General features: G+C 72.4%; 19 protein-coding genes. 1 reads left to right on the top strand and 18 read right to left on the bottom strand.

Features of this window, described 5'->3' with window-relative positions; all coding sequences use genetic code 11:
* Nucleotides 1-96 precede the first annotated feature (96 nt).
* The 18 genes from obgE to ACFYNX_RS06855 form a co-directional block, all read right to left on the bottom strand.
* Nucleotides 97-1536 carry a GTPase ObgE gene (gene obgE, locus ACFYNX_RS06940; protein ID WP_365538241.1) on the bottom strand — a complete coding sequence of 480 codons (1440 nt, stop codon included), beginning with the start codon at nt 1534-1536 and terminating at the stop codon, nt 97-99.
* 106 nt (nt 1537-1642) lie between these two features.
* Nucleotides 1643-1897, bottom strand: coding sequence for a 50S ribosomal protein L27 (rpmA, locus tag ACFYNX_RS06935; RefSeq protein WP_010041940.1), 255 nt, complete (start codon nt 1895-1897; stop codon nt 1643-1645).
* Between the two features lie 13 nt (nt 1898-1910).
* Complete coding sequence (gene rplU, locus ACFYNX_RS06930; RefSeq protein ID WP_018487143.1) at nt 1911-2231, bottom strand: 50S ribosomal protein L21; 321 nt, start codon at nt 2229-2231, stop codon at nt 1911-1913.
* A gap of 260 nt (nt 2232-2491) precedes the next feature.
* Entirely contained in the window at nt 2492-6427 is a 3936-nt protein-coding gene (locus ACFYNX_RS06925; RefSeq protein ID WP_388658487.1) for an Rne/Rng family ribonuclease, read from the bottom strand.
* Between the two features lie 233 nt (nt 6428-6660).
* A complete protein-coding gene (locus ACFYNX_RS06920; protein ID WP_125656649.1) occupies nt 6661-7452 on the bottom strand; it encodes a TIGR03936 family radical SAM-associated protein in 792 nt (263 codons plus the stop codon).
* 123 nt (nt 7453-7575) lie between these two features.
* A complete protein-coding gene (locus ACFYNX_RS06915) occupies nt 7576-8736 on the bottom strand; it encodes a hypothetical protein (protein ID WP_388658484.1) in 1161 nt (386 codons plus the stop codon).
* A 65-nt stretch (nt 8737-8801) separates the two neighbouring features.
* On the bottom strand, nt 8802-10730 hold the full coding sequence (locus ACFYNX_RS06910) for a TIGR03960 family B12-binding radical SAM protein (protein WP_388658481.1): 1929 nt from the start codon (nt 10728-10730) through the stop codon (nt 8802-8804).
* Between the two features lie 86 nt (nt 10731-10816).
* Nucleotides 10817-12322 carry a CHAD domain-containing protein gene (locus ACFYNX_RS06905; RefSeq protein WP_388658478.1) on the bottom strand — a complete coding sequence of 502 codons (1506 nt, stop codon included), beginning with the start codon at nt 12320-12322 and terminating at the stop codon, nt 10817-10819.
* Between the two features lie 60 nt (nt 12323-12382).
* The gene (gene rodA / locus ACFYNX_RS06900; RefSeq protein ID WP_365538255.1) at nt 12383-13582 is read right to left on the bottom strand and encodes a rod shape-determining protein RodA; all 1200 of its coding nucleotides are present in this window, start codon (nt 13580-13582) and stop codon (nt 12383-12385) included.
* Nucleotides 13583-13586: 4 nt separating this feature from the next.
* Entirely contained in the window at nt 13587-15848 is a 2262-nt protein-coding gene (gene mrdA, locus ACFYNX_RS06895; RefSeq protein WP_388658475.1) for a penicillin-binding protein 2, read from the bottom strand.
* A gap of 19 nt (nt 15849-15867) precedes the next feature.
* Nucleotides 15868-16536, bottom strand: coding sequence for a rod shape-determining protein MreD (gene mreD / locus ACFYNX_RS06890; RefSeq protein WP_125656632.1), 669 nt, complete (start codon nt 16534-16536; stop codon nt 15868-15870).
* Entirely contained in the window at nt 16533-17549 is a 1017-nt protein-coding gene (gene mreC, locus ACFYNX_RS06885; protein ID WP_365538262.1) for a rod shape-determining protein MreC, read from the bottom strand. The genes mreD and mreC overlap by 4 nt, the downstream gene beginning before the upstream one ends.
* Before the next feature lie 136 nt (nt 17550-17685).
* Nucleotides 17686-18705, bottom strand: a complete 1020-nt coding sequence (locus ACFYNX_RS06880; protein WP_125656626.1) for a rod shape-determining protein — start codon at nt 18703-18705, stop codon at nt 17686-17688.
* Nucleotides 18706-18992: 287 nt separating this feature from the next.
* On the bottom strand, nt 18993-19406 hold the full coding sequence (ndk, locus tag ACFYNX_RS06875) for a nucleoside-diphosphate kinase (protein WP_351972473.1): 414 nt from the start codon (nt 19404-19406) through the stop codon (nt 18993-18995).
* A 65-nt stretch (nt 19407-19471) separates the two neighbouring features.
* Nucleotides 19472-19837: a DUF4233 domain-containing protein gene (locus ACFYNX_RS06870; RefSeq protein ID WP_365538264.1), complete on the bottom strand. Its 366-nt coding sequence runs from the start codon at nt 19835-19837 to the stop codon at nt 19472-19474.
* A 5-nt stretch (nt 19838-19842) separates the two neighbouring features.
* Nucleotides 19843-21360, bottom strand: a complete 1518-nt coding sequence (locus tag ACFYNX_RS06865; RefSeq protein ID WP_365538267.1) for a folylpolyglutamate synthase/dihydrofolate synthase family protein — start codon at nt 21358-21360, stop codon at nt 19843-19845.
* A gap of 45 nt (nt 21361-21405) precedes the next feature.
* Nucleotides 21406-22548, bottom strand: coding sequence for a sensor histidine kinase (locus ACFYNX_RS06860; RefSeq protein WP_388658469.1), 1143 nt, complete (start codon nt 22546-22548; stop codon nt 21406-21408).
* A 121-nt stretch (nt 22549-22669) separates the two neighbouring features.
* On the bottom strand, nt 22670-25291 hold the full coding sequence (locus ACFYNX_RS06855) for a valine--tRNA ligase (RefSeq protein ID WP_388658466.1): 2622 nt from the start codon (nt 25289-25291) through the stop codon (nt 22670-22672).
* 138 nt (nt 25292-25429) lie between these two features.
* Here ACFYNX_RS06855 and ACFYNX_RS06850 point away from each other — a divergent pair, with 138 nt between their 5' ends.
* On the top strand, nt 25430-26374 hold the full coding sequence (locus tag ACFYNX_RS06850; RefSeq protein WP_388658463.1) for a hypothetical protein: 945 nt from the start codon (nt 25430-25432) through the stop codon (nt 26372-26374).
* Nucleotides 26375-26391 lie beyond the last annotated feature (17 nt).

The following is a 26391-nucleotide window of genomic DNA, read 5'->3' as shown; positions in this document are numbered from 1 at the left end:
GGGGTCCCGGGGGCGGCCGTGGCGCCCGGTCCCCGGGGCTGCTCGCCGGGGGACCGTCAGAACGGGTTGAACTCGTCCAGAACGGATCGAACTCGCCTAGAACGGATTGAACTCGTCGAACTCGCGCTGCGGGTCGTCGCGCTCGGCGTCCCGGTCCCGGCGGCGCTGCGCGGCCGGGCGCGGGGCCTCCAGGCGGTGGTCCTCGCCGCGGCGGCCGAGCATCTCGGCGCCGGCCATCATGCTGGGCTCCCAGTCGAAGACGACCGCGTTGTCCTCGGCGCCGATCGCGACGCCGTCGCCCGCGCGGGCGCCCGCCTTCATCAGCGCGTCCTCGACGCCGAGGCGGTTGAGGCGGTCGGCCAGGTAGCCCACGGCCTCGTCGTTGTTGAAGTCGGTCTGGCGGACCCAGCGCTCCGGCTTCTCGCCGCGCACCCGGTAGACCTCCTCGGTCTCGTCGTACGTGACCGTGAAGCCCGTGTCGTCGACGGCCTTCGGGCGGATGACGATCCGGGTCGCCTCCTCCTTCGGCTTGGCGGCGCGCGCCTCGGCGATGATGCCGGCGAGGGCGTAGGAGAGCTCCTTGAGACCGGTGCGGGCCACGGCGGAGACCTCGTACACCTGGTAGCCGCGCCGCTCCAGGTCCGGGCGGATCATGTCCGCGAGGTCCTGGCCGTCCGGGATGTCGATCTTGTTGAGGACGACGATCCGGGGCCGGTCGTCGAGGCCGCCGTACTGCCTCAGCTCCTCCTCGATGACGTCGAGGTCGGAGACCGGGTCGCGGTCGGACTCCAGGGTCGCCGTGTCCAGGACGTGGACGAGGACCGAGCAGCGCTCCACGTGGCGGAGGAACTCCAGGCCCAGGCCGCGGCCCTGGCTGGCGCCCGGGATCAGGCCGGGGACGTCGGCGATGGTGTAGACGGTCGAGCCGGCCGTGACGACGCCCAGGTTCGGGACGAGGGTGGTGAAGGGGTAGTCCGCGATCTTCGGCTTGGCGGCCGACAGGACGGAGATCAGCGAGGACTTGCCGGCGCTCGGGTAGCCGACGAGGGCCACGTCGGCGACGGTCTTGAGCTCCAGGACGATGTCCCGCGCCTCGCCGGGCTCGCCGAGGAGCGCGAAGCCGGGGGCCTTGCGGCGCGCGGAGGACAGCGCCGCGTTGCCGAGGCCGCCGCGGCCGCCCTGGCCCGCGACGAAGGTGGTGCCCTGGCCGACCAGGTCCGCGAGGACGTTGCCCTGCTTGTCGAGGACGACGGTGCCGTCGGGCACGGTCAGGACCAGGTCCTGGCCGTCCTTGCCGGAGCGGTTGTCGCCGGCGCCGGGCTGGCCGTTGGTGGCCTTGCGGTGCGGGGAGTGGTGGTACTCGAGGAGGGTGGTGACCGACTGGTCGACGACCAGGATCACGTCGCCGCCGCGGCCGCCGTTGCCGCCGTCGGGCCCGCCGAGCGGCTTGAACTTCTCGCGATGGACGGAGGCGCAGCCGTGGCCTCCGTTACCCGCGGCGACGTGCAGCTCGACGCGGTCCACGAAGGTGGTCATGGTGGTGCCTCCATTTATTACGTACGGAATGTCTATCTAGTAACACGCGAAAGGCGGACCCGCTTCCCTTGCCGGGAAGTGAGGTCCGCCTCCGCGAAAGATCCGATCAGGCGACCGGAACGATGTTCACGACCTTGCGGCCACGGTGGGTGCCGAACTGCACCGAACCGGCCTGCAGGGCGAACAGCGTGTCGTCGCCGCCACGGCCGACGCCCGCGCCGGGGTGGAAGTGGGTGCCGCGCTGGCGGACCAGGATCTCACCCGCGTTGACGACCTGACCGCCGAAGCGCTTCACGCCGAGCCGCTGGGCATTGGAGTCGCGCCCGTTCCGGGTGGACGATGCGCCCTTCTTGTGTGCCATGTCTCAGTCCCTCTTACTTCGCAGCCGCGGGGATACCGGTGACCTTGATCGCCGTGTACTGCTGGCGGTGACCCTGGCGACGGCGGTAGCCGGTCTTGTTCTTGTAGCGCAGGATGTCGATCTTGGCGCCCTTGTGGTGGTCCACGACCTCGGCCGTGACCTTGATGCCGTCCAGGACCCACGGGTCGCTGGTCACGGCGTCGCCGTCGACAACGAGCAGGGTCGAGAGCTCGACCGTGTCGCCAACCTTGGCGGTGGAAATCTTGTCAACCTCAACGATGTCGCCGACAGCAACCTTGTGCTGGCGACCACCGCTGCGCACGATGGCGTACACGCGGATCTCTCTCTCACTCGGGATCGAAACCTCTGAAGCCAGCCGCTCGCACGGACCCGGGGGTCCGCGGCGTTCCGGAATCGGACGAGCGGCCTCTCCCGACGGGCGGGAGGGAGGTGCTCAGAGGTGCGGTGCGTCGACAGACGCACCGACGGTCTAGGTTACGGGCGGCCGACGCGGGGGGTCAAATCCGCCCGGGACGGCGCGGGCCGCCCCTCCCCGCACGTCGCGTACGGAGGGGGGCGGCCCGCGCCCGCCGGTCAGTCCTGGGCCGGGGAGGCGGTCTTCTCGGCCGCCTTCTTGGCCGTGGTCTTCTTGGCGGTCGTCTTCTTCGCCGCGGTCTTCTTGGTCGCCGCCGTCTTCTTGGTGGCGGCCTTCTTGGCCGTGGCCTTCTTCGCCGTGGTCTTGCGCGCCGCCGTCTTCTTGGCGGGGGCGGGCTCGGCCTCGGCCTCGGGCTCCTCGGCGGCCGGGGCCGCGGCGACCACGACGACGGCGGCCTCCTCGGCGCCCGCGGGCGAACCGGCGGGGGCGGTGGCCTTGCGGACCACCCGGCGGCGGGCGCGCGGCGGGGCGGCCGCAGGGGCCTCCTCGACGGCGGGCCCGGCGGCGGCCTCCGGGGCGGACTCCTCGGCCGCGACGGCCTCGGGCTCCACCACGGGCTCCGGCTCCACGACGGTCTCGGCGGCGGTCTCCACGACGGTGACCGGCTCGGCCGGCTCCGTGGTCGAGACGACCGGGGAGGTCGCCCGGCGGGTGGCACGGCGACGGCCGCGCGGGGCCGGGGCGGCGGGCTCCTCGACGACGGCCTCGGTCTCCACCACGGGAGCGGGCGCGGGCTCGACGGCCTCGGGGCCGGCGGCCGGCCCGGTCACCGGCTCGACCACGACGGCCTCGGTCTCGGTCTCGGTCTCCACGACGGGAGCCGGGGCGACCGGCGTCGGAGCGACGGGCGTCGAGGCGACCGGGGCGGTCACCCTGCGGGTCGCGCGACGGCGACCACGGCCGCGCGTGGCGGCCGCCTCCGCCTCGGCGACGGAGCCGTACAGCTCCTCGTCCGGGGCGATCGGCACCGGCACGGCCACCGGGGCGGCCAGCTCCGCAGCGACCTCGGCCTCGGTCTCGACCTCGTGGGCCGCGTCCTCGGCACCGGTCTCCACGACCTCGGCGTGCTCGTGCTCGTGGCCGTGCCCGTCGCCGCCGCGGCCGCGCTTCTTCGCGCGCTTGCCGCCGCCACCGCCGCCGGAGGTGGTCGGCTGCTCCATGTGGACGATGACGCCGCGCCCGTTGCAGTGGACGCAGGTCTCGGAGAAGGACTCCAGGAGGCCCTGGCCGACCCGCTTGCGGGTCATCTGGACCAGGCCGAGCGAGGTGACCTCGGCCACCTGGTGCTTGGTCCGGTCCCGGCCCAGGCACTCCAGGAGGCGGCGCAGCACCAGGTCGCGGTTGGACTCCAGGACCATGTCGATGAAGTCGATGACGACGATGCCGCCCAGGTCGCGCAGGCGGAGCTGCCGCACGATCTCCTCGGCCGCCTCCAGGTTGTTCCTGGTGACGGTCTCCTCCAGGTTGCCGCCCTGGCCGGTGAACTTGCCGGTGTTGACGTCGACGACGATCATCGCCTCGGTCTTGTCGATCACGAGTGAGCCGCCGGACGGCAGCCAGACCTTGCGGTCGAGCGCCTTCATGAGCTGCTCGTCGATCCGGTACGTCGCGAAGACGTCGACCTCGCTCGTCCACTTGGACAGGCGGTCGGTCAGGTCCGGGGCCACGTGGCTCACGTACCCGTGGATGGTCTCCCACGCGTCGTCGCCGCTGACGATGACCTTGGAGAAGTCCTCGTTGAAGATGTCGCGGACGACCCGGACGGTCATGTCCGGCTCGCCGTAGAGCAGCGTCGGGGCGTTGCCGCTCTTCGCCTTCTTCTGGATGTCCTCCCACTGCGCCTGGAGGCGCTCGACGTCGCGGCGCAGCTCGTCCTCGCTCGCGCCCTCGGCGGCGGTGCGCACGATGACGCCCGCGTCCTCGGGGACGATCTTCTTGAGGATGGTCTTCAGGCGCGCGCGCTCGGTGTCGGGGAGCTTGCGGCTGATGCCGGTCATCGAGCCCTCGGGCACGTACACGAGGTAGCGGCCCGGCAGGGAGACCTGGCTGGTCAGACGGGCGCCCTTGTGGCCGATCGGGTCCTTGGTGACCTGCACGAGGACCGACTGGCCGGACTTGAGGGCGGTCTCGATGCGGCGCGGGCCGTGGCCCATGCCGAGCGCCTCGAAGTTGACCTCGCCGGCGTACAGGACGGCGTTGCGGCCCTTGCCGATGTCGACGAAGGCGGCCTCCATGGACGGCAGGACGTTCTGGACCTTGCCCAGGTAGACGTTGCCGACGTACGAGGTGGCCTGCTCCTTGTTGACGTAGTGCTCGACGAGCACGTTGTCTTCCAGGACGCCGATCTGGGTGCGCTCGCCGTTCTGGCGGACGACCATGACGCGCTCGACGGCCTCGCGGCGGGCGAGGAACTCCGCCTCGGTGATGATCGGGACGCGGCGGCGGCCCTGCTCGCGGCCTTCGCGGCGGCGCTGCTTCTTGGCCTCCAGGCGGGTCGAGCCCTTGATGGACTGGACCTCGTCGGCGCCGGTGCCGGGCTCGGCCTTCTCGCGGGCCGGGCGGGGCTCGCGGACCTTGACGACCGTACGGACGCCGTCCTCGTCGCCCGCCTCGCCGTCGGCGGAGGCGTCCCCGCTGCGACGGCGGCGACGGCGACGGCGGCGGGAGCTGCTGGAGCCGCCGGCGAGGCCCTCGGCCTCCTCGGTCTCGTCCTCGCCGTCCTCGGTCTCCTCGGACTCGTCCTCGGCGTGCGGCTCCTCGCCGTCCTCGGTCTCCTCGACCTCGGCGAGCTCACCGCGACGGCGGCGACGGCCGCCCCGGCGACGGCGGCGGGAGGGACGGTCCTCGTACTCGTCCGTCTCCTCGGCCTCCTCGGCCTCTTCGAGCGCGTCGGCGGCGGCCTCGACCTCGGGCTCGTCGGCGACGGTGGCCGGGACGGGCTCGACGGCGACGGGCTCGACAGCGACGGGCTCGCCGCGGCGGCGGCGACGGCGGCGGGAGCCGGCCTCGGTCCGCTCGGCGGGCTCGGGGGTCTCCACGGCCTCGACCGTCTCGACGGTCTCCTCCGTCTCGTCGGTCTCCTCGGCCTCGGGCTCCGCGGGTGCGGAGGCGGCGGCCGCGGCGGCCGTCTCCGGGGTCTGGAACATCGGCTCGGCGAAGACCGGGGCCTGGAAGACGGCGACGGCGGGGCGCGCGGCGCGGCGCGGCTCGCGGGCCGGAGCCGGCTCGGAGGTGAACTGCGGCGAGGTGACGCGGCGGCGGCCTCGGCCGCGCGTGGCGGCGGTCTCGGCGGCGGCGACCTCGGCCTCGTCGGCGGCGATCTGCGCGACGGCGGCCTCGGGCAGCGACTCGCCGGCGGCGGGCGCGGCGGTCTCCTCGGCGGCGGCGGGCGCACCGGCCGGAGCGGTGGCCTTGCGGGTGGCACGGCGGCGGGTACGCGGCGCGGGCGCGGCCTCGGTCTCGACCGGGGCGGCCTCGGGCGCGGCCTCGGCGACCGGCTCGGCGGCGGGCGCGGCGGTCTCCTCGGCGGCGGGCGCACCGGCCGGAGCGGTGGCCTTGCGGGTGGCACGGCGGCGCGTACGGGCCGGCGGGGTGGCCTCGGGCGCCTCCTCGACGGCCTCGGGCGCGGCCTCCGCGACCGGCTGCTCGGCGGCGGGAGCGGCGCTCACCGGCGCGGCGGTCTCGTCGGCCGGGGCCGGGGAGGTCACCGGCGCGGTCGCCTTGCGGGTGGCGCGGCGGCGGGTCGGGCGCGCCGGAGCGGCCTCGGGGGCCTCCTCGACGGCCTCGGGCGCGGCCTCCGCGACCGGCTGCTCGGCGGCGGGAGCGGCGGTCTCCGCCGTCTCCGCGGCCGGCGCGGTCGCCTTGCGGGTGGCGCGGCGGCGGGTGTGCGGCGCGGCCTCGGTCTCGGCCGGAGCGGCCTCGGACGCGGCCTCGGCGACCGGCGCGGTGGCGGCGGGCTCGGGCGTGTCGGCGGCCGGGGTTCCGGTGGTCTCGCCCGTCACCGGCGGACCGGCGGGGCGGGAGGCGGCGCGGCGCCTGCGGCGCGGCGGCAGCTTGTCACCGGGGGCGTTGGTGTCTTCGTTGGACTCGGGCATGCGGGGTTCTCCCGTCACGCTCCCGGGCGCCGCGCCTGGTTCCGGTCCGGCGGCACGGTCACGCCTGTGGCGAGGTGCCGCCGTCCGGGGCGCGGGCGCCGCACGGGAGCTGTATGTCTGGCTCGCCGGTTCCGTACGCCCTGTGCGGACGGCCTGGCGAAAGTCTTCTGGTCAGTGCGCGGCCCGACCCAGGTGGCTCCCGAGTACCAGGGCTGCGCTGCGACGACCGCTCCCTACGCGGTGCCCGTACCCGGCGCCGTCGCCGGGGCGGTCGCGGCGGCCGTGGGTGAAGCGGCCGTGACTGCCTCGCGGTCGGGCGCGAGCGGGTCGGTCACCGTGCCGGACTCCTCGTCGAAGAGCCCCTGCGCCAGCCTGGTCACCGCGGCGGGGACCGGCGGCGCCAGGTCGGCCACGGCTCGGAGACCGGACAGGACGTCGTCGGGTCGCACGGCAGGTGTCACGTGCCGAACAACCAGCCGCAGTATCGCACAGGCGCTGTCCAGCGGCCCATCTTCCCGGGGTTCGCCCTGGGGACGGACGGCCGTCAGCTCGGTGACCGCGGAACGGGTGTCGAAGGTGCGGACGCCGTTCTTCGTCTTGCGCTGTACTTCCACGGTCTCGGCCGCGAGAAACGCCTCGACGGCCTTCTCCGCCGCCTCGGGGGCGACGCCTTCGAGGCGCAGCTCCCAGACGGAGGCGGTGAGCCGGTCGGCGAGGCCCGAGGTGCGGGCCTCGACGGCGTCGGTGACGTCGAGGCCGGCCGGGAGGGACTCGTCGAGCAGGGCCCGCAGGGTCTCCGGGTCGCGCGCCTCGGTGAGGGCGATCTCCAGGTATTCGGCCTCGGAACCCGTGCCCGTCGGGGCGGCGTTGGCGTACGACACCTTGGGGTGGGGGGTGAAGCCGGCCGAGTACGCCATGGGCACCTCGGCACGGCGCAGGGCGCGCTCGAAGGCGCGCTGGAAGTCACGGTGGCTGGTGAACCGGAGGCGGCCGCGCTTGGTGTAGCGCAGTCGGATGCGCTGCACCGCCGGTGCGGGCGGCGGGCCTTCGGGCTGTCGCTTGCCCAGTGGTTCTTCTCCTCGTTGCGGGGCGGCACGGGCGTGCGCCGTCCACGAGCTGTACGGGTCGTCTCGGGGGGTCCGCCCGGTTCACCCCCGCTTCCGCAGGGAGATCTCGGGGGCGGGCACCGCGCCGGAGACGTTCGTTGTACTACCCAGAGTACGCGCACGGGCCGCCGCAGGTTCCCGGGGCTCGACCGGCCGGGCCGCGCCGACGAGGGCGCGCCAGGCGTCCCCGCGGGCCTCCCGGAGGGTGGCGCGGGCCGAGGCGAGCGCCTCCCGCGCGGCGCGTCCCGCCTCGGCGGCGGTCCTGCGGGCCGGGGCCCAGACCTCGTCGCGGAACCAGCGCCCGGCCGGCCGCACGACGGACGCCCAGGCCCGGGCGACGGGCCGCGCGACGAGGTTCCGGCCGCACCACCGGAGCCCCCGCCACACCCGGACCAGGGGCCGTCCGAGCAGGTTCCACGCGAGCCACTTGAGCGCGCGTCCGACGGCCCGCGACACGAACCCGGCGACCCGCCAGCACAGGCCGAGCGCGTCCCGCACCTCCCGTGCGACGGGCACGAGGACCCGCTTCCAGAGCCAGAGGACGGGGACGGCGATCCCGTACCGGGCGACGGGCGCGACCACGTACCGCCAGAGCCCGGCCCACGGCCACACGAACACCGCCTGGCCCAGCCGGGGGAGGAACCACCCGAGCCCCCGTCCGACCCGCCGGAAGAACCGTGCCAGGCCGTGCCCCAGCGGGGTGAGCACGTGCCGGTCGAGCCAGCCGGCGGGGACGGCGATCCCGTACCGGAGCAGGGGGACCAGGACGTACCGGAAGAGCGCGACGAGGGGAACGAGGAGCAGCTTCTCCAGGAGGAAGAGGCAGCCGGTGCCGAGCGGGGAGAGGACCCGGCGGTGGAGCCACACGGCGGGGACGGCGACCCCGTACCGGGCGACCGGCACCACCACGTACCGCCACAGCCCCACCCACGGCCACACGAGCACCGCCCTCAGCAGCCACGCCAGGCCCCGGCCCGCCGGGGTGAGGACCGACCGGTACAGCCATCGTGCGGGGAGGACCACCGCGCGTTCGAGGAACCACTCCAGGGCGCGGCCCGCGGGGCGGAGCAGGGCGCGGTCGAGGAGGCGGCCCGTGGCGGTGAGGACGTCCCAGGCCACGCGGACCGGCAGGACGGCGACGAGCACGACGATCCGGACGGGAACGCGGATCAGCGCAGGTGGCGTCGGGTGTTCCATGCTCATGCCGAACATGACGCGACGGCCCGGCGGAGGGTTCATCCCTCACGCCGGGCCGTCGTCCGGACGACCTACTTGACGACCGTCAGCGGCAGGAGCTTCTTGCCGGTGGGGCCGATCTGGATGTGCGTGTCCATCTGCGGGCACACGCCGCAGTCGAAGCACGGCGTCCAGCGGCAGTCCTCGACCTCGGTCTCGTCGAGGGCGTCCTGCCAGTCCTCCCAGAGCCAGTCCTTGTCGAGGCCGGAGTCCAGGTGGTCCCAGGGCAGGACCTCCTCGTAGGTGCGCTCGCGGGTGGTGTACCAGGCGACGTCCACGCCGTACTCGGGGAGCGTCTTCTCGGCGCAGGCCATCCAGCGGTCGTACGAGAAGTGCTCGCGCCAGCCGTCGAAGCGGCCGCCGTCCTCGTACACGGCGCGGATGACGGAGCCGAGGCGGCGGTCGCCGCGCGAGAGGAGGCCCTCGACGATGCCGGGCTTGCCGTCGTGGTAGCGGAAGCCGATCGAGCGCCCGTACTTCTTGTCGCCGCGGATCTTGTCGCGGAGCTTGCGCAGGCGCTCGTCCGTCTCCTCGGCCGAGAGCTGCGGGGCCCACTGGAAGGGGGTGTGCGGCTTGGGCACGAAGCCGCCGATGGAGACGGTGCAGCGGATGTCGTTCTGGCCGGAGACCTTGCGGCCCTCGGCGATCACGTTCATCGCCATGTCGGCGATCTGGAGGACGTCCTCGTCGGTCTCCGTCGGCAGGCCGCACATGAAGTACAGCTTCACCTGGCGCCAGCCGTTGCCGTACGCGGTGGAGACGGTCCGGATGAGGTCCTCCTCCGAGACCATCTTGTTGATGACCTTGCGCATGCGCTCGGAGCCGCCCTCGGGGGCGAAGGTGAGGCCGGAGCGGCGTCCGTTCCTGGTCAGTTCGTTGGCCAGGTCGACGTTGAAGGCGTCCACGCGGGTCGAGGGGAGGGACAGGCCCACCTTGTCCTCGGTGTAGCGGTCCGCGAGGCCCTTGGCGATCTCGCCGATCTCGGTGTGGTCCGCCGAGGAGAGGGAGAGGAGGCCGACCTCCTCGAAGCCCGTCGCCTTGAGGCCCTTCTCGACCATCTCGCCGATGCCGGTGATGCTTCGCTCCCGCACGGGGCGCGTGATCATGCCGGCCTGGCAGAAGCGGCAGCCGCGGGTGCAGCCGCGGAAGATCTCGACGGACATGCGCTCGTGGACGGTCTCCGCGAGCGGGACGAGGGGCTGCTTGGGGTAGGGCCACTCGTCGAGGTCCATGACGGTGTGCTTGGAGACGCGCCACGGCACGCCGGACCGGTTGGGCACGACGCGGCCGATGCGGCCGTCCGGGAGGTACTCGACGTCGTAGAAGCGCGGGATGTAGACGTTCCCGGTCCGCGCGAGGCGGAAGAGGACCTCTTCGCGGCCGCCCGGCCTGCCCTCCGCCTTCCAGGCGCGGATGATCCCGGTCATGTCGAGGACGGCCTGCTCGCCGTCGCCGATGACCGCCGCGTCGATGAAGTCCGCGATCGGCTCGGGGTTGAAGGCGGCGTGGCCGCCGGCGAGCACGATGGGGTGGTCGACGGTGCGGTCCTTCGCCTCCAGCGGGATGCCCGCGAGGTCGAGCGCGGTGAGCATGTTGGTGTAGCCCAGCTCCGTGGAGAAGGACAGGCCGAACACGTCGAAGGCGCCCACCGGGCGGTGGCTGTCGACCGTGAACTGCGGGACCCCGTGCTCGCGCATCAGCTCTTCGAGGTCCGGCCACACGCTGTAGGTGCGCTCGGCGAGGACGCCCTCGCGCTCGTTCAGCACCTCGTAGAGGATCATGACGCCCTGGTTGGGCAGACCGACCTCGTACGCGTCCGGGTACATCAGCGCCCAGCGGACGTCGCACTCGTCCCAGGGCTTGACCGTGGAGTTCAGCTCTCCGCCGACGTACTGGATCGGCTTCTGCACGTGCGGGAGCAGGGCTTCGAGCTGCGGGAAGACAGACTCGGCAGCAGACATCTCGAACCTTCGTGAGCGGGCAGGGGGGCGACTCTCAAGCGTACCCCGGTGCCCGGCGGCCCCGAGCCGCCCCGGAATCCCCGGACTCAGAGGGAAGCGGCCCGCGCCCAGACCTCCGGCAGCGCGCGCTCGGCCGCGTCCGCCGCCGCCTCCTCCCTGCCGTACAGGAGTCCCCAGGTGAAGGCGGTCTCGCCGGCCGCGTGGGCCTGAGTGGCGAGGTCGCGGAGGGTGGCGCGGGTGACCACGCCGTCCTGGTGCTCGCCCAGCAGGGACTGGACCTTCTTCACCCGTCGGGAGAACTTCTTCGCGGGCTTGCCGAGGGTGGGGCGGGCCGCGTCGCCGGCGTAGCGGGCGCGCTTGGCGGCCTTGCGGGCCTCGTGGAGGGCGAGGTCGCGCTCGTGGCCGGGGGCGAGGGAGAGCGCGTGGTCGACGCGGGCGGCGAGCCGGGCGTGGTCCTTGCGGACGGCGCGGGCGAGGACCTTCGCGGCGTCGCGGCCGGCGGCCTTGCGCAGGGGCGGGTCGGCGAGCAGGGCGTCGAGGCGGTCGAGGAGGGCGAGGTACCGGTCGGAGTCGAGGGCGGCGACGGCCCGGTGACGGGCGTCCCCGGTGCGGGCGGTGTCCCAGACCCGCAGCCGGGCCTTGACGGGGCCGAGGCGCAGGGTGCGGGGCACGTCGGCGAGGTGGGCGCGCAGCCGTGCGGCGAGGACCTCCTGGTCGCGGGCGACGCCCAGTTCGCCCGCGAGCCACTTGAGTTCGTCGCCGAGGGGGCCGGTGGCGGTGCGGTCGAGGACGGAGCGGTACGTCTTGAGGGCGCTGCGCAGGCGGCGGCAGGCGACGCGGAGCTGGTGGACGGCGTCGGGCAGGTCGCGGCGGACGGCGGGGTCGAGCGCGACGATCGCCTCGGCCTGTTCGCGTACGTAGGCGAGGACGGCGGCTCCGGCGGTGCCGGGTGCTCCGGCCGGGGCGCCGGGGCGCTCGTCGGGGCGGTCGCCCTCCGGGGCCGTCTCCGCGAGGGCCCTGGCCAGTTTGGAGGGGGCGCGGGAGGGGCGGATGCCGGCCTTTCCGAGGCGCTTCTCGACGGCGTCGAGGATGCGGGGGTCGGCGTCGTCGGCGGCCTCGACCTCGATCTCGGTCCAGGAGGCCCGGGGGCCTCCGGGGAGGCGCCGGGCGTGGACGGCGTCGACGGAGAGTTCGGCGAGGAGGTCGCCGTCGGCGTCGAGGAGGCGGCGGACGTCGCGGGCGGAGCGGAGGCGGACGACGGGCACGACCTCGCCGCCGCGGACGCGGGAGCGCAGGAGGGCGGCCAGGTCGGGCGGGAGGGTGTCGGAGAGCGGCGCCCTGATCTCGTCGCGGACGCCGACGGCGACGGGGAACTTCAGGTGCCAGCCCGCGTCCGATCCGCCGGTGCGGCGGCGCAGGGTGATCGAGTCGGCGGCCAGGCGCAGGTCGGGGGTGTCGTGGTAGACGGCGTCGAGTTCCGTGACGCCCTCGTCGACGACGGTCGCGACGTCCCGGACCCGGGTGAGGTCCGGGACGTCGGCGCCCGCCGTGGCTTCGTACTTCCGCTCGATCTCGCGCTTCGTCTCGGCCATACCCCGCTTCTAACCGCCGACGGGCCCGTGTACGCGGGCGAACGGGCGGAAAGGCCGGTTTCAGGCCGTCATCGGACGCTGGAGGCGGATCGACTGGAGGAGTCCGATCGCCACCCACACCGCGAACATGGACGAGCCGCCGTAGGAGACGAACGGCAGGGGCAGGCCGGCGACCGGCATGATGCCGAGGGTCATGCCGATGTTCTCGAAGGACTGGAAGGCGAACCAGGCGATGATGCCGGCCGCGACGACCGTGCCGTAGAGCTCGGTGGTCTCGCGGGCGATCCGGCAGGCGCGCCAGAGGACGGTCCCGAGGAGGACGAGGATGAGGCCGGCGCCGACGAAGCCCAGCTCCTCCCCCGCGACCGTGAACACGAAGTCGGTCTGCTGTTCGGGCACGAACTGGCCGGTGGTCTGGGAGCCCTTGAAGAGTCCGGCGCCGAGCAGGCCGCCGGAGCCGATGGCGATGCGGGCCTGGTTGGTGTTGTAGCCGACGCCGGCCGGGTCGAGGTCGGGGTTGGCGAAGGCCGCGAAGCGGTTGATCTGGTACTCGTCGAGCATGCCGAGCGCGGTGACGAGGACCGCGCCGAGGACGCCCGCGCCGATCAGGCCGAGGACCCAGCGGTTGGAGGCGCCGGAGGCGAGCAGCACGCCGAGGACGATGACCGCCATCACCATGACCGAGCCGAGGTCGGGCATCAGCATGACGATGCCCATGGGGAGGGCGGCCAGGACCAGGGCCTTGGCGACCGTGCCGTGGTCGGGGTGGAGCTGGTCCCCGGCGTCGACCTTGGCGGCGAGCAGCATCGCCATGATCAGGATGATCGTGATCTTCACGAACTCGCTGGGCTGGAGGGAGAAGCCGCCGCCGATCACGATCCACGCGTGGGCGCCGTTGATGGTGGCGCCGAGCGGGGTGAGGACGGCGAGGATCAGCAGGATCGAGATGCCGTAGAGGACCGGCACGGCGCCGCGCAGGGTGCGGTGGCCGAGCCAGACCGTGCCGATCATCAGGACGAGGCCGATGCCGGTGTTGAGGACGTGCCGGAAGAGGAAGTAGTACGGGTCGCCCTGGTTGAGTTCGGTGCGGCCCCGGGTGGCGGACCACACGAGCAGCGCCCCGATGAAGGAGAGCGCGAGGGCCGACAGGAGCATCGGCCAGTCGAGCCGGCGCAGCACGGAGTCGCGGGCGGCGAGCCGGGCGAGGGTCCCGCGCTGGGGGGCGTACCGCGAGACGGAGAAGCCGTGGGGTGTGGTCATCGGGTCAGTCCCTCCGCCAGGCGGCGGGCGGGCCCGCGAGTTCCTGCTGGTCCGGCTGTGTCGGGTCGGCCTGGTTCGGGTCGGGCTGCGTCGGGTCGGGCTGCGTGCCGTCCGGGTCCGGGGTCTTCGGGGGCGCGTTCGGGTCGACCTTCCCGACCTCGGGGTCGTACGGCTTGACCTTCGGCGCGTCGATGGAGCCGTCGGGCTGGATCTTCGGGAGGGCCTTCTGCGGCTGCGGCAGCAGGGCCCGCTTGAGGTCCTGGTTGCCGGCGTCGTCGAGGCCGTAGATCGCGTCGTAGATGTTGCGGACGGCGGGGCCGGAGGCGCCGGAGCCCGTACCGCCCTGGGCGATCGTCATGATGATCGCGTAGTCCTTGGTGTACGTGGCGAACCAGGAGGTCGTCTGCTTGCCGTAGACCTCGGCGGTGCCCGTCTTGGCGTGCATCGGGATCTTGTCCTGCGGCCAGCCGCCGAACCTCCAGGCGGCGGTGCCGCGGGTGGCGACTCCCGCGAGGGCACCCTCTATCAAGGCCTGCGTCTTGGCGTCCATGGGGAGCCTGCCGTGGGACTTGGGCTCGATCTCGGTGACCTTCTTGCCGTCGGGGCTGATGATCGCCTTGCCGACGGTGGGGTTCCAGAGGGTGCCTCCGTTGGCGATGGCGGCGTAGATGGTGGCCATCTGGATGGGGGTGACGAGGGTGTCGCCCTGGCCGATGGAGTAGTTGACGGAGTCACCGGCGCGCATCAGGTTGCCCTCGAGGCAGTTCTCGTAGGAGAGCTGCTGGACGTAGGAGCCGCCCTTCTTGCCGATCTTGCACCAGTAGTCCTTGTTGGCCGCCCAGAAGTCCTGCTTCCACTTGCGGTCGGGGACGCGGCCGGTGACCTCGTTGGGGAGGTCGATGCCGGTCTCGGCGCCGAGGCCGAACTGGTGGGCGGTCTTGTAGAACCAGTCCTTGGCGTCCTTCTTCGGCTTCATGCCGCCGTCCTTCTGCCACTGCTGGTGGGAGAGGGCGTAGTAGACGGTGTCGCAGGAGACCTCGAGGGCCTGGCCGAGGGTGATGGAGCCGTGGCCCTGGGACTCGAAGTTCTTGAAGACCTGGTTGCCGATGGAGTACGAGGAGGGGCAGGGGTAGCGCCCGTTGAAGTCGTATCCGGCGTTGACCGCGGCGGTGGTCGGGATGACCTTGAAGATGGAGCCGGGGGCGGCCTGGCCCTGGATGGCCCGGTTGAGGAGCGGGAAGTTGGAGTTCTTGCCGGTGAGGGCCGCGTAGTCCTTGGCGGAGATGCCGCCGACCCAGGCGTTGGGGTCGTAGTCGGGCTGGGAGGCCATGGCGACGATCCGGCCGGTCTTGTTCTCCATGACGACGACGGCGCCGGCGTCGGCCTTGTAGTTCTCGTTGGTGTTCTTGTCGAAGGTCTTGCGGGCCTCGACCATCGCGTTGTGCAGCTCCCATTCGGCGACCGCCTGGACGCGGGCGTCGATGGAGGTGACGACGTTGGAGCCGGGGACCGGCGGGTCGTTCTCGGCCTGGCCGATGACGCGGCCGAGGTTGTCGACCTCGTAGCGGGTGACGCCGGCCTTGCCGCGCAGCGCCTTGTCGTACGTGCGCTCCAGGCCGGAGCGGCCGATCTGGTCGGAGCGGAGGAACGGCGAGTCGGTGTCCTTGGCCTTCTCGATCTCGGCGTCGGTGACGGGCGAGAGGTAGCCGAGGACCTGGGAGGTGCGGGCCTTGCCGGGGGCCGGGTAGCGGCGGACGGCGGTGGGCTCGGCGGTGATGCCGGGGAAGTCCTCGGCGCGTTCGCGGATCTGGAGGGCCTGCTGGGTGGTGGCCTCGTCGGTGACGGGGATCGGCTGGTAGGGCGAGCCGTTCCAGCAGGGCTTGGGCGTCCGGGAGTCGCAGAGCCGGACCTTGTTGACGACGTCCTCGGGCTTCATGTCGAGGACGCCGGCGAGCCGGGTGAGGACGGTCCTGCCCTTGTCCTTCATCTTCATCAGCTCGGTGCGCGAGGCGGAGACCACGAGCCGGGTCTCGTTGTCGGCGAGCGGGACGCCCCGGGCGTCGAGGAGCGAGCCGCGGACGGCGGGCTGGACGACCTGCTGGACGTGGTTGTTCTTGGCCTCGTCCGTGTACTCCTTGCCGTTGCGGATCTGGAGGTACCAGAGCCGGCCGCCCAGGGTGAGCAGCAGGGAGAAGACGAGGATCTGGATGACGACGAGCCGGATCTGGACCCGGGGGGTCCGGCCGGTCTCGGGGATGTTGCTCATGCTGCCTTGGCCCCCTCGGTCACAGTCGCTTGACTCCCTTGATGCGTCCGGCGCGTGAGGCGCGGCTCCGGGCGGCCTTCACGCGCAGGCCGCCGCGCTGGGCGCCGATCCTGAGGCCGGTGCCGGAGGAGAGCCAGCCGGAGGCGACGTCGGTGCCGGCTCCCCCGCCGGCGTCGGCGAGCGGGTCGTTCTCGGCGCGGCGGGCCAGGGCCATGATGAGCGGCACCGTGAAGGGCGCGAGGAGCAGGTCGTACAGGGCCGCGGTGAACAGCAGGAACGTCAGGCCGACGTGGCGGGCGGCGGTGTCGCCGACGAGGGCGCCGACGCCCGCGTAGAGGAGGGTGGAGCCGACGGCCGCGGCGACGACGACGGCCATGGGGCCGGTCGCGGAGTTCAGCCGGCCGTTCTCCGGGCGGGCCAGGCCGACGAGGTAGCCGACGAGGCAGAGCACGAGGGCGTAGCGGCCGGCGGCGTGGTCGGCGGGCGGGGCGAGGTCGGCGAGGAGGCCCGCGGCGAAGCCGATGAGGGCGCCGCTGACGTGTCCGTAGACGAGGGCGAGGCCGACGACGGTGAGGAGGACGAGGTCGGGGACGGCGCCGGGGAGCTGGAGGCGGGCGAGGACGGAGACCTGGACGACGAGGGCCACCACGATCAGGGCGGCGGAGAGGAGGATCCGGTTGATCTTCACGGTGTCGTGTCCCCCTGGTCCTGGCCCTGGTTCTGGTCCTGGCCGGTCTGGTTCTGGCCGTTCTGGTTCTCGCTCCGGGCCTGTTCGCCTTCCGGCTGCCCGCTGCCCGTCGGTTTCGGCGTGACCGTGACGGTGACGGTCGGCGCGGGCTTGGGCTTCTGCGGCAGGACGCCGTCGCGCGGGTCGGAGCGCGGGGCCTGGACGACGACGCCGACGATGTCGAGCTTGGTGAAGCCGACGTACGGGCGGACGTAGACGTTGCGGGTCAGGCCGCCGCCGGCCGGGTCGACGCGGACGATCTCGCCGACCGGGACGCCGGGCACGAAGGGCTTGTCGGCGCGCGAGCCGAAGGTGACGAGCCGGTCGCCGGGTTCGACCTTGGCCTTGCCGTTGAGGAGCTGGACGCGCAGCGGGCTGTCGCCCTGGCCGGTGGCGAAGCCGAGTTCGTCGCTCTTCTCCATGCGGGTGCCGACGGTGAAGTCGGGGTCGTTGGCGAGGAGGACGGTGGAGGTGGAGGGGCCGACGGTGGTGACGCGGCCGACGAGTCCGGCTCCGTTGAGGACGGTCATGTCCCGCTGGATGCCGTCGCGGGCGCCGACGTCGATGGTGACGGTCCAGGAGAAGCCCTGGGCCGCTCCTATGGCGATGACCTGGGCGCCCTTGATGCCGTACTGGCCGGCTCCGGCGGTCTTGAGCAGGGTGTCGAGTTCGCGCAGCCGGTTGCGGTTGCGGTCGTCGCTGCCGAGCTTCGCCTTGAGCTCGGCGTTCTCCTTCTCCAGGGCGGCGAGCCGGGTGTGCCGTTCGCCGGAGTCCCGTACCGCCCCTATGGCGTTGCCTACCGGGTCGACGGCGGCGGCCACACCGTTCTCGACCGGCCCGAAGACCGCCGCCGCGGCCTGCCGGGCACCGTCGACGGGTGACTCCTGGCCGCCGCGGATGTCCACCGTGATCAGTGCGAACGCGATGGCGATCAGCAGTACCAGGAGCAGCCGGCTCTCTCGTGTGTCCCTCACGTGCGGCGGCCGTGCCTTTCCTCGTGGTTCGTCTGTTCCGTTGTTCCGTGGTGCGGGTGGTGCGAGCGGTGGTGCGAAGCGGGTGTACGGGGGAGGTCGGTGCGGTAGTTGTACCGCACCGACCCGTCCCGTGGCGCTAGCGGCGCGGCTGCGCGTCGAGGACCTGCTGGAGGGCCTCGAACTCCTCCACGCACTTGCCCGAGCCGAGCGCCACCGAGTCCAGCGGGTCCTCGGCGATGTGGATCGGCATGCCGGTCTCGCGGCGGAGGCGCTCGTCGAGGCCGCGCAGCAGGGCGCCGCCACCGGTGAGAACGATGCCGCGGTCCATGACGTCACCGGAGAGCTCCGGCGGGCACTTGTCGAGGGTGGTCTTCACCGCGTCGACGATCGCGTTGACCGGCTCCTCGATGGCCTTGCGGACCTCGGCGGCGGAGATGACCACGGTCTTGGGCAGACCGGAGACGAGGTCGCGGCCGCGGATCTCGGTGTGCTCGTCCTTCTCCAGGTCGTAGGCGGAGCCGATGGTGATCTTGATCTGTTCGGCCGTGCGCTCGCCGAGGAGGAGCGAGTACTCCTTCTTGATGTGCTGGATGATCGCGTTGTCCAGCTCGTCGCCGGCGACCCGGATGGACTGTGCCGTGACGATTCCGCCGAGGGAGATGACGGCGACCTCGGTGGTGCCGCCGCCGATGTCCACGACCATGTTGCCGGTGGCCTCGTGGACGGGGAGGCCCGATCCGATGGCCGCCGCCATGGGCTCCTCGATGATGTGCACCTGGCGGGCGCCGGCCTGGGTCGAGGCCTCGATGACGGCGCGGCGCTCCACTCCGGTGATGCCGGAGGGCACGCAGACGACGACCCGGGGGCGGGCCAGGTAGCGGCGCTTGTGGATCTTGAGGATGAAGTAGCGGAGCATCCGCTCGGTGATCTCGAAGTCGGCGATCACGCCGTCCTTGAGCGGGCGCACGGCGACGATGTTGCCGGGGGTCCGGCCGATCATCTTCTTCGCCTCGGCGCCGACCGCGAGGATGCCGCCGGTGTTGGTGTTGATGGCGACGACGGACGGCTCGTTCAGAACGATGCCTCGACCCCTGACGTACACCAGCGTGTTGGCGGTCCCGAGGTCGACAGCCATGTCACGGCCGATGAACGACATTGAGTTCCCCTTGATTTCCCATGGCTGAGAGTGGTGCGGCGTGGAGTTTTCCATCGTAGTGCTGCCCGCCCGGATGCCGCGCGGTGGTCCACCTCTGTACAGGTGACGGCAGGATGCGGCGATCCGTTCCCGGGATTGTCGTTCATATGCCTGGGGGCGACCGAATTCCTTCGGTCGCCCCACCGGGATGGTGCGTTCGGCTGACGCCGGGTCAGACGGAACCGGCGCCGGACGAGGTCCGAACGGGGTCCGAACGGGGTTCGGTCCGGGTCCGGTCCGGGTCCGGATCAGACGAGGCCGGGGAAGAAGATCTTCAGCTCGCGGAGCGCCGACTCCTCGGAGTCCGAGGCGTGGATCAGGTTCTCACGGACGATGGTGCCGAAGTCGCCCCGGACGGAGCCCGGCGCGGCGGCGATCGGGTCGGTCGGGCCGGCGAGCTGCCGGACGCCCTCGATGACCCGCTCGCCCTCGACGACGAGCGCGACGACGGGACCGGAGGACATGAAGCCCATCAGCGGCTCGTAGAAGGGCTTGCCCTTGTGCTCGCCGTAGTGCTGCTCCAGCGTCTCCTGGTCCAGCTCGCGCAGCTCCAGGGCCGCGAGCGTCCAGCCGGCCTTGCGCTCGATGCGGCCGATGATCTCGCCGACCAGGCCGCGGCGGACGGCGTCGGGCTTGAGCAGGACGAGCGTGCGCTGGCTCACGGGGGAACTCCTTCGGGAAAGCGGTGTGCGGGCCTCCGAGGCTACAGGGCCCGCACGTGCCCCGATTACGCAGCGTCAGGCTCTGCCGGGCCCTGGGCGGTCTGCGCGGCGGCCCAGCGGGCCTTGACCCCGTCGACCTTCCGGCCGTAGTGCACGGAGGCCCACCACAGGGCGGTGAAGGCCGCCCCGAGGAAGAACATGACCGGGACGAAGAAACCGCTGGCGATCAGGCCGATCTGGAGCGCCCAGCCGAGCTGGACGCCGCCGGGCCGGGTGATCATCCCGCACAGCAGCACCGAGAGGACCATGGCGATCCCGCAGACCCACCAGACGGTGGACGTCGCCAGCGTGTCGTCCTTCATGGCGACGAGCCCGGCGAAGCCGATCACGAAGAACTCGCCGACGAGCGTCGAGGAACAGAGCGTGCGCATGGGTTTCAGCCCCTCTTGAGCAGCAGCCGGGCATCGCCGACCGTGAAGATCGAACCGGTCACGAGGACGCCCGCGCCGCCGTACTCGGCCTCTTCCTCCGCGAGGGTGATGGCCGCCTCGATGGCGTCGGGCAGCCGCGGCTCGACGACGACCCGGTCCTCGCCGAAGACCTCGACCGCGATCGCGGCGAGCGCGTCCACGTCGGTGGCCCGCGGGTTGGAGTTCGTGGTGATCACGACCTCCGCGAGGATCGGCTCGAAGGCCTCCAGGACCCCCTTGGCGTCCTTGTCGGCGCTCGTGGAGAGCACGCCGACGAGCCGGGAGAAGCCGAAGGCCTCGCTGATGCCCTCGGCGGTCGCCCGCGCGCCGTGCGGGTTGTGCGCGGCGTCCAGGATCACCGTCGGGGAGGAGCGGACGATCTCCAGGCGGCCGGGCGAGGCGACCCGCGCGAACGCCCGGCGGACCGTGTCCACGTCCAGGGTGCGGGCGTGCTGCGCGCCGATCCCGAAGAAGGCCTCGACGGCGGCGAGGGCCACGGCCGCGTTGTGCGCCTGGTAGGCGCCGTGCAGCGGCAGGAAGACGTCGTCGTACTCGCCGCCCAGGCCGCGCAGGGTGAGGAGCTGGCCGCCGACCGCGACCTCGCGGGAGGTGACGCCGAACTCCATGCCCTCGCGGGCCACGGTGGCGTCCGCCCCGACGGCCTTCTTCAGGAGGACCTGGGCCGCGTCGACGGGCTGCTGGGCCAGGACGACGGTCGCGCCCTGCTTGATGATCCCGGACTTCTCTCCCGCGATCTCGGCGGTCGTCTCCCCGAGCCGGTCGGTGTGGTCGAGGTCGATGGGGGTGACGACCGCGACGGAGGCGTCGATGACGTTCGTGGCGTCCCAGGTGCCGCCCATCCCGACCTCGATCACGGCCACGTCGACCGGCGCGTCGGCGAAGGCCGCGTACGCCATGCCGGTGAGGACCTCGAAGAAGGAGAGCCGGTACTCCTCGCGGGCGTCGACCAGCTCCACGTACGGCGCGATGTCCCGGTACGTCTCGATGAACCGCTCGGCGGAGATCGGGGCGCCGTCGAGGCTGATCCGCTCGGTGATGGTCTGCACGTGCGGCGAGGTGTACCGGCCGGTGCGCAGCTCGAAGGCGCCGAGCAGGGCCTCGATCATGCGGGCCGTCGACGTCTTGCCGTTGGTGCCGGTGATGTGGATCGTGGGGTACGCGCGCTGCGGCTCGCCGAGGACGTCCATCAGGGCCGCGATCCGGGTGACCGAGGGCTCCAGCTTGGTCTCGCCCCAGCGGGTGGACAGCTCGGTCTCGACCTCGCGCAGCGCCTTGTCCAGCTCCGGGTCCTCGGGGCGGCTCGGCACGGGGTCGCCCTGGGGCGGTCCGGCCTGGGCGCGCAGGGTGCGGCTGCCGGCCTCGATCACCGCCAGGTCGGGATCGCGGGTGGTCTCGTTGTCGACGATCTCGTCGAAGGCGTCGGGCGTGTCGGGCGTGTCGGACGGATCGCGGGGCTCACTCACGGGGCCAGTCTACGGAGCGGCTCGGGCGCGGTGCGGACGGCCCGCTCATCGCCCGGCGGCGAGGCCCGCCGGAAGCGCCGCCCGCACCACGTACTCCCCGTCCTCCGGTCCCGCCTCCAGCGTGCCGCCCATGCTGGTGACCCGTTCCGCCATGGAGAGCAGGCCGGTGCCGGTCGAGACGGGGGCCCGGTCCGGCGGCGCGGACGGCAGCGGGTTGCGCACCTCGATCCGCAGGCCGGGCCCCTCCACCGCGATCACGACCGTGACGGGCAGGCCGGGCGCGTGCTTGGCCGCGTTCGTCAGGCACTCCTGGACGACCCGGTGGACGGCCGTCTGCCGGAGCGGCGACAGCGCCTTCGCCTCCTCGGCGACCGTCAGCCGCACGGGGCTGCCCATCCGTCCGCTCTCCCGGGCGAGGGCGGCGAGCCCGTCCAGGCCGGAGGTGGCCGGGTCCCGGTCGGCGCGCCTCACGATCGTCTCGTTGAGCATCCGGTGGGCGCGCCGGGCGGTGTCCGCGAGCTCCTCGAAGTCCCGCCGGTGGTCCCCGTCCCGGGCCCGTACGGCGAGGACCTCGGCCCGGACCGCGAGGACGGTCAGCTCGCGGCCGACCAGGTCGTGGACGTCCCGGCCGACGGAGATCCGCTCCTCCTGGACGGCCTGCCGGGCGGCGGCCTCGCGGCGCTCGGTCTCCAGGGCGCGGACGAGGTCCTGGCGGTACGCGGCGATGCCGACGCCCGCCGCGAGGACCCCGATCGGGACGACGACGCTCAGGAAGTCGCTCAGGGTGTAGCCGTGGAGGGGCCGGCCGGGGGTCTGGAAGAGGGCGTACGCGACGGCGACGTAGAGCGCGGTCGCGAGGACGGCGGCCCGCCGGCCCCGGAAGCGGCCGATCGAGTACAGCGCGAACTGGATCATGGTGAGCTCGTGCAGCCACCCCATCAGGCCGAGCGCCACGAGGTACGGGATCCAGGGCAGCCGGCGCCGGACGACGAGGGCGGCCGCGCCGGCCGCAAGGACCAGGGTGGCGGTGACGCCGGTGAGGGAGTTGTCCTCGCGGGCGAGGCCCGGCACGTCCAGGACCATGAGGCCGAAGGCGCTGAGCGCGGCGACGACGTCGAGGGCGCGGGGCGAGCCCGCCCACCGTTCCGCGCGACGGCGCAGCGCGGGGACGGCGGGGAGACGGAGCATGCCTTCCATCATCCAGGGTCACGGACTCTGTCCCCCGCGGGCCGGGCACTCGGCCCACCCGTACGGGAAGGGCCCGGAACCGACCGCTCGGTTCCGGGCCCTCCGCGAGCGACTCGCGTGACTAGGCCTGCGGCAGGTTCGCGAGCTGGGCCTGGATGCGGGCGATGTCCTCGTCCGCCTTGGCGAGGCGGGTGCGGATCTTCTCGACCACGTTGTCCGGCGCCTTCGCCAGGAACGCCTCGTTGCCGAGCTTGCCGTTCGCCTGGGCCTTCTCCTTCTCGGCCGCCGCGAGGTCCTTCGTGAGGCGCTTGCGCTCCGCCGCCACGTCGATCGTGCCCGACAGGTCGAGCGCGACGGTGGCCCCGGCGACCGGCAGGGAGGCGGTGGCGGAGAAGCCCTCGCCCTCCGGCTGGAGGCGCAGGAGCTGACGGATCGCGGCCTCGTGCGCGGCGAGCGCGGTGCCGCCGAGCTCCAGTCGGGCCGGGACCTTCTGGCCGGGCTGGAGGCCCTGGTCGGCGCGGAAGCGGCGGACCTCGGTGACGACCTGCTGGAGGTTCTCGATCTCCGCCTCGGCGGCCGCGTCCCGGAAGCCCGAGTCCTTCGGCCAGTCGGCGATCACGACGGACTCGCGCCCGGTCAGCGTGGTCCAGAGGGCCTCGGTGACGAACGGGACGATCGGGTGCAGCAGCCGCAGCATGACGTCCAGGACCTCGCCGAGGACCCGGCCGGAGACCCGGGCCTGCTCGCCGCCCGCGAAGAACGTCGTCTTCGACAGCTCGACGTACCAGTCGAAGACCTCGTCCCACGCGAAGTGGTAGAGCGCGTCGCTGAGCTTCGCGAACTGGTAGTCCTCGTAGTACGCGTCGACCTGCGCGACCGTCGCGTTGAGGCGGGACAGGATCCAGCGGTCGGTCGCCGACATCTCCGAGGCGTCCGGCAGCGGGCCCTCGATCGTCGCGCCGTTCATGAGCGCGAAGCGGGTCGCGTTCCAGATCTTGTTGGCGAAGTTCCGGGACGCCTTGACCCAGTCCTCGCCGATCGGGACGTCGACGCCCGGGTTGGCGCCGTTGGCCAGGGTGAACCGGACGGCGTCGGAGCCGTACTCGTCCATCCAGTCCAGCGGGTTGACCACGTTGCCGAAGGACTTCGACATCTTCTTGCCGTTCTGGTCACGGACCATGCCGTGCAGGGCGATGGTGTGGAACGGCGGGGTGCCGTCCATCGCGTACAGACCGAACATCATCATCCGGGCGACCCAGAAGAAGAGGATGTCGTAGCCGGTGACCAGGACGGAGTTCGGATAGAACTTCTCCAGGCTCTCGGTCCGCTCCGGCCAGCCGAGCGTGGAGAACGGCCACAGGCCGGAGGAGAACCAGGTGTCCAGGACGTCCGTGTCCTGGTGCCAGCCCTCGCCGGCCGGCGGCTGCTCGTCGGGTCCGACGCAGACGACCTCGCCGTTCGGGCCGTACCAGACGGGGATGCGGTGGCCCCACCAGAGCTGGCGCGAGATGCACCAGTCGTGCAGGTTGTCGACCCAGTCGAAGTACCGCTTCTCCATCTCCTGCGGGTGGATCCTGACCTTGCCGTCGCGGACCGCGTCACCGGCGGCCTTCGCCAGCGGGCCGACCTTGACCCACCACTGCATCGACAGGCGCGGCTCGATGGTGGTCTTGCAGCGCGAGCAGTGGCCGACGGAGTGGACGTACGGACGCTTCTCGGCGACGATCCGGCCCTCGGCGCGCAGCGCGGCGACGATCGCGGAGCGGGCCTCCAGGCGGTCCAGGCCCTGGAAGGGGCCGTGGGCGGTGATGACCGCGCGCTCGTCCATGACGGCGAGGTTCGGCAGGTCGTGGCGCTGGCCGATCTCGAAGTCGTTCGGGTCGTGCGCCGGGGTCACCTTGACGGCGCCGGTGCCGAACTCGGGGTCGACGTGGGTGTCGGCGACGACCGGGATCGTACGGTCGGTCAGCGGCAGCTTGATCCGCTTGCCGACCAGGTGCTTGTACCGCTCGTCGTCGGGGTGGACGGCGACGGCCGTGTCGCCGAGCATCGTCTCGGCCCGGGTGGTGGCGACGACCAGGGAGTCCTCGCCCTCGCCGTACCGGATGGAGACGAGCTCGCCGTCGTCGTCCTGGTACTCGACCTCGATGTCCGAGATGGCGGTCAGACAGCGCGGGCACCAGTTGATGATCCGCTCGGCGCGGTAGATCAGCTCGTCGTCGTAGAGCTTCTTGAAGATGGTCTGAACGGCCTGGGACAGGCCCTCGTCCATGGTGAAGCGCTCGCGGGACCAGGCGACGCCGTCGCCCAGACGCTTCATCTGGCCGGAGATCTGGCCACCGGACTCGGCCTTCCACTGCCAGACGCGCTCGACGAACGCCTCGCGGCCCAGGTCGTGGCGGGACTTGCCCTCCTTGGCGAGCTCGCGCTCGACGACGTTCTGGGTGGCGATGCCGGCGTGGTCCATGCCGGGCTGCCACAGCGTCTCGTAGCCCTGCATCCGCTTGCGGCGGGTGAGGGCGTCGATCAGCGTGTGCTCGAAGGCGTGGCCCAGGTGGAGCGATCCCGTGACGTTCGGCGGCGGAATGACGATCGTGTACGGCGGCTTCTCGCTCTTCGCGTCCGCCTCGAAGTACCCGCGCTCCACCCAGCGCTCGTACAGCGGCCCCTCTACCTCGGCCGGCGCGTACTGGGTCGGCAGTTCGGTGGTGGGCGCTGTCTGCTGCTGAGTGTTCTCGGTCACGGGGCCAGTTTAGGGGTGCGGCGACCCCGTCCTGAAACGCTTTGGTTCGGTAACGGTGTGGCCCCCGCCGCACCGGGTGTCCGACCGTTCCGCCAGGATGTCCGGCAGGCATAAACATCCTGTGAGGGGAACCTGTCGATGAGCTACAACCAGCCGGGCCCGTACGGCGGTCAGCCGCCCCAGCAGCCCGGGCCCTACGGCCAGCCGGGCCCCTACGGCCAGCAGCCGCAGCAGCCGGGACCGTACGGCGCCCAGCCCGGCTACGGGTACCCCCAGCAGGCCCCCCAGGGCGTCCCGCCGCAGCAGCCGCCGTACGGCTACCCGCAGCAGCCCGGCCCGTACGGCCAGCAGCCCCCGTACGGCGGCCCCCAGGGCCCCGGCGGCTTCCCGCCGCCCCCTCCGGCCCCCAAGAAGTCCAAGGCGGGCTGGATCATCGGCGGCGTGGCCGCGGTCGTGGCGATCGCGGTGGGCGCGTACTTCGTGATCGGCGGGGGCGGCGGCTCCTCGGTCGCGGACGACGGCCCGCACAAGCTGATCACCCCGGAGACGGTGCTCACCGAGTACAAGAAGGGCGCCGACGGCGGTTCCAAGAACGATGACGACGACTTCATCAAGGACGCCGAGAAGAACGGCGTGAAGAACGGCAAGAACGTCACCGCCCAGTGGGAGGTGAAGGACCCCAACAACCCGCTCGGCTCCAAGCTGCTCCAGTTCGGCGGCGTGTACGGCCAGATCGACGACCCCGAGAAGACGCTCGACGGCATCTTCGCGGGCATGCGCGCGGAGGCGTCGAAGAAGAAGGACGACAAGGCCGAGCTGGTGGGCGAACCGAAGCAGTACGAGCCCGCGGAGCTCGACGGCGCGCTCCTCAAGTGCCAGGAGATCAAGTCGAAGGCGGACGGCTCGAATCCCCTCGGCGCCAAGGAGTTCACCATGCCGGTGTGCGTCTGGGCCGACCACAGCACCGTCGGTTACGTGATGCCGATGGACCTGGCCTCCCTGATGGCGGGCAAGAGCAGCACGGCCGAGGACGCCGCCTCCATCGCCGCCAAGCTCCGCAAGGAGGTCCGCGTCAAGCTCTGACGCGGTACAGCGGCACG

Source organism: Streptomyces sp. NPDC007872 (genome assembly GCF_042868165.1).
In the GTDB taxonomy this organism is placed as follows: Bacteria; Actinomycetota; Actinomycetes; order Streptomycetales; family Streptomycetaceae; genus Streptomyces.
The sequence above is the reverse complement of the archived record's forward strand: the minus strand, read 5'-3'. Positions and strand labels throughout refer to the sequence as shown.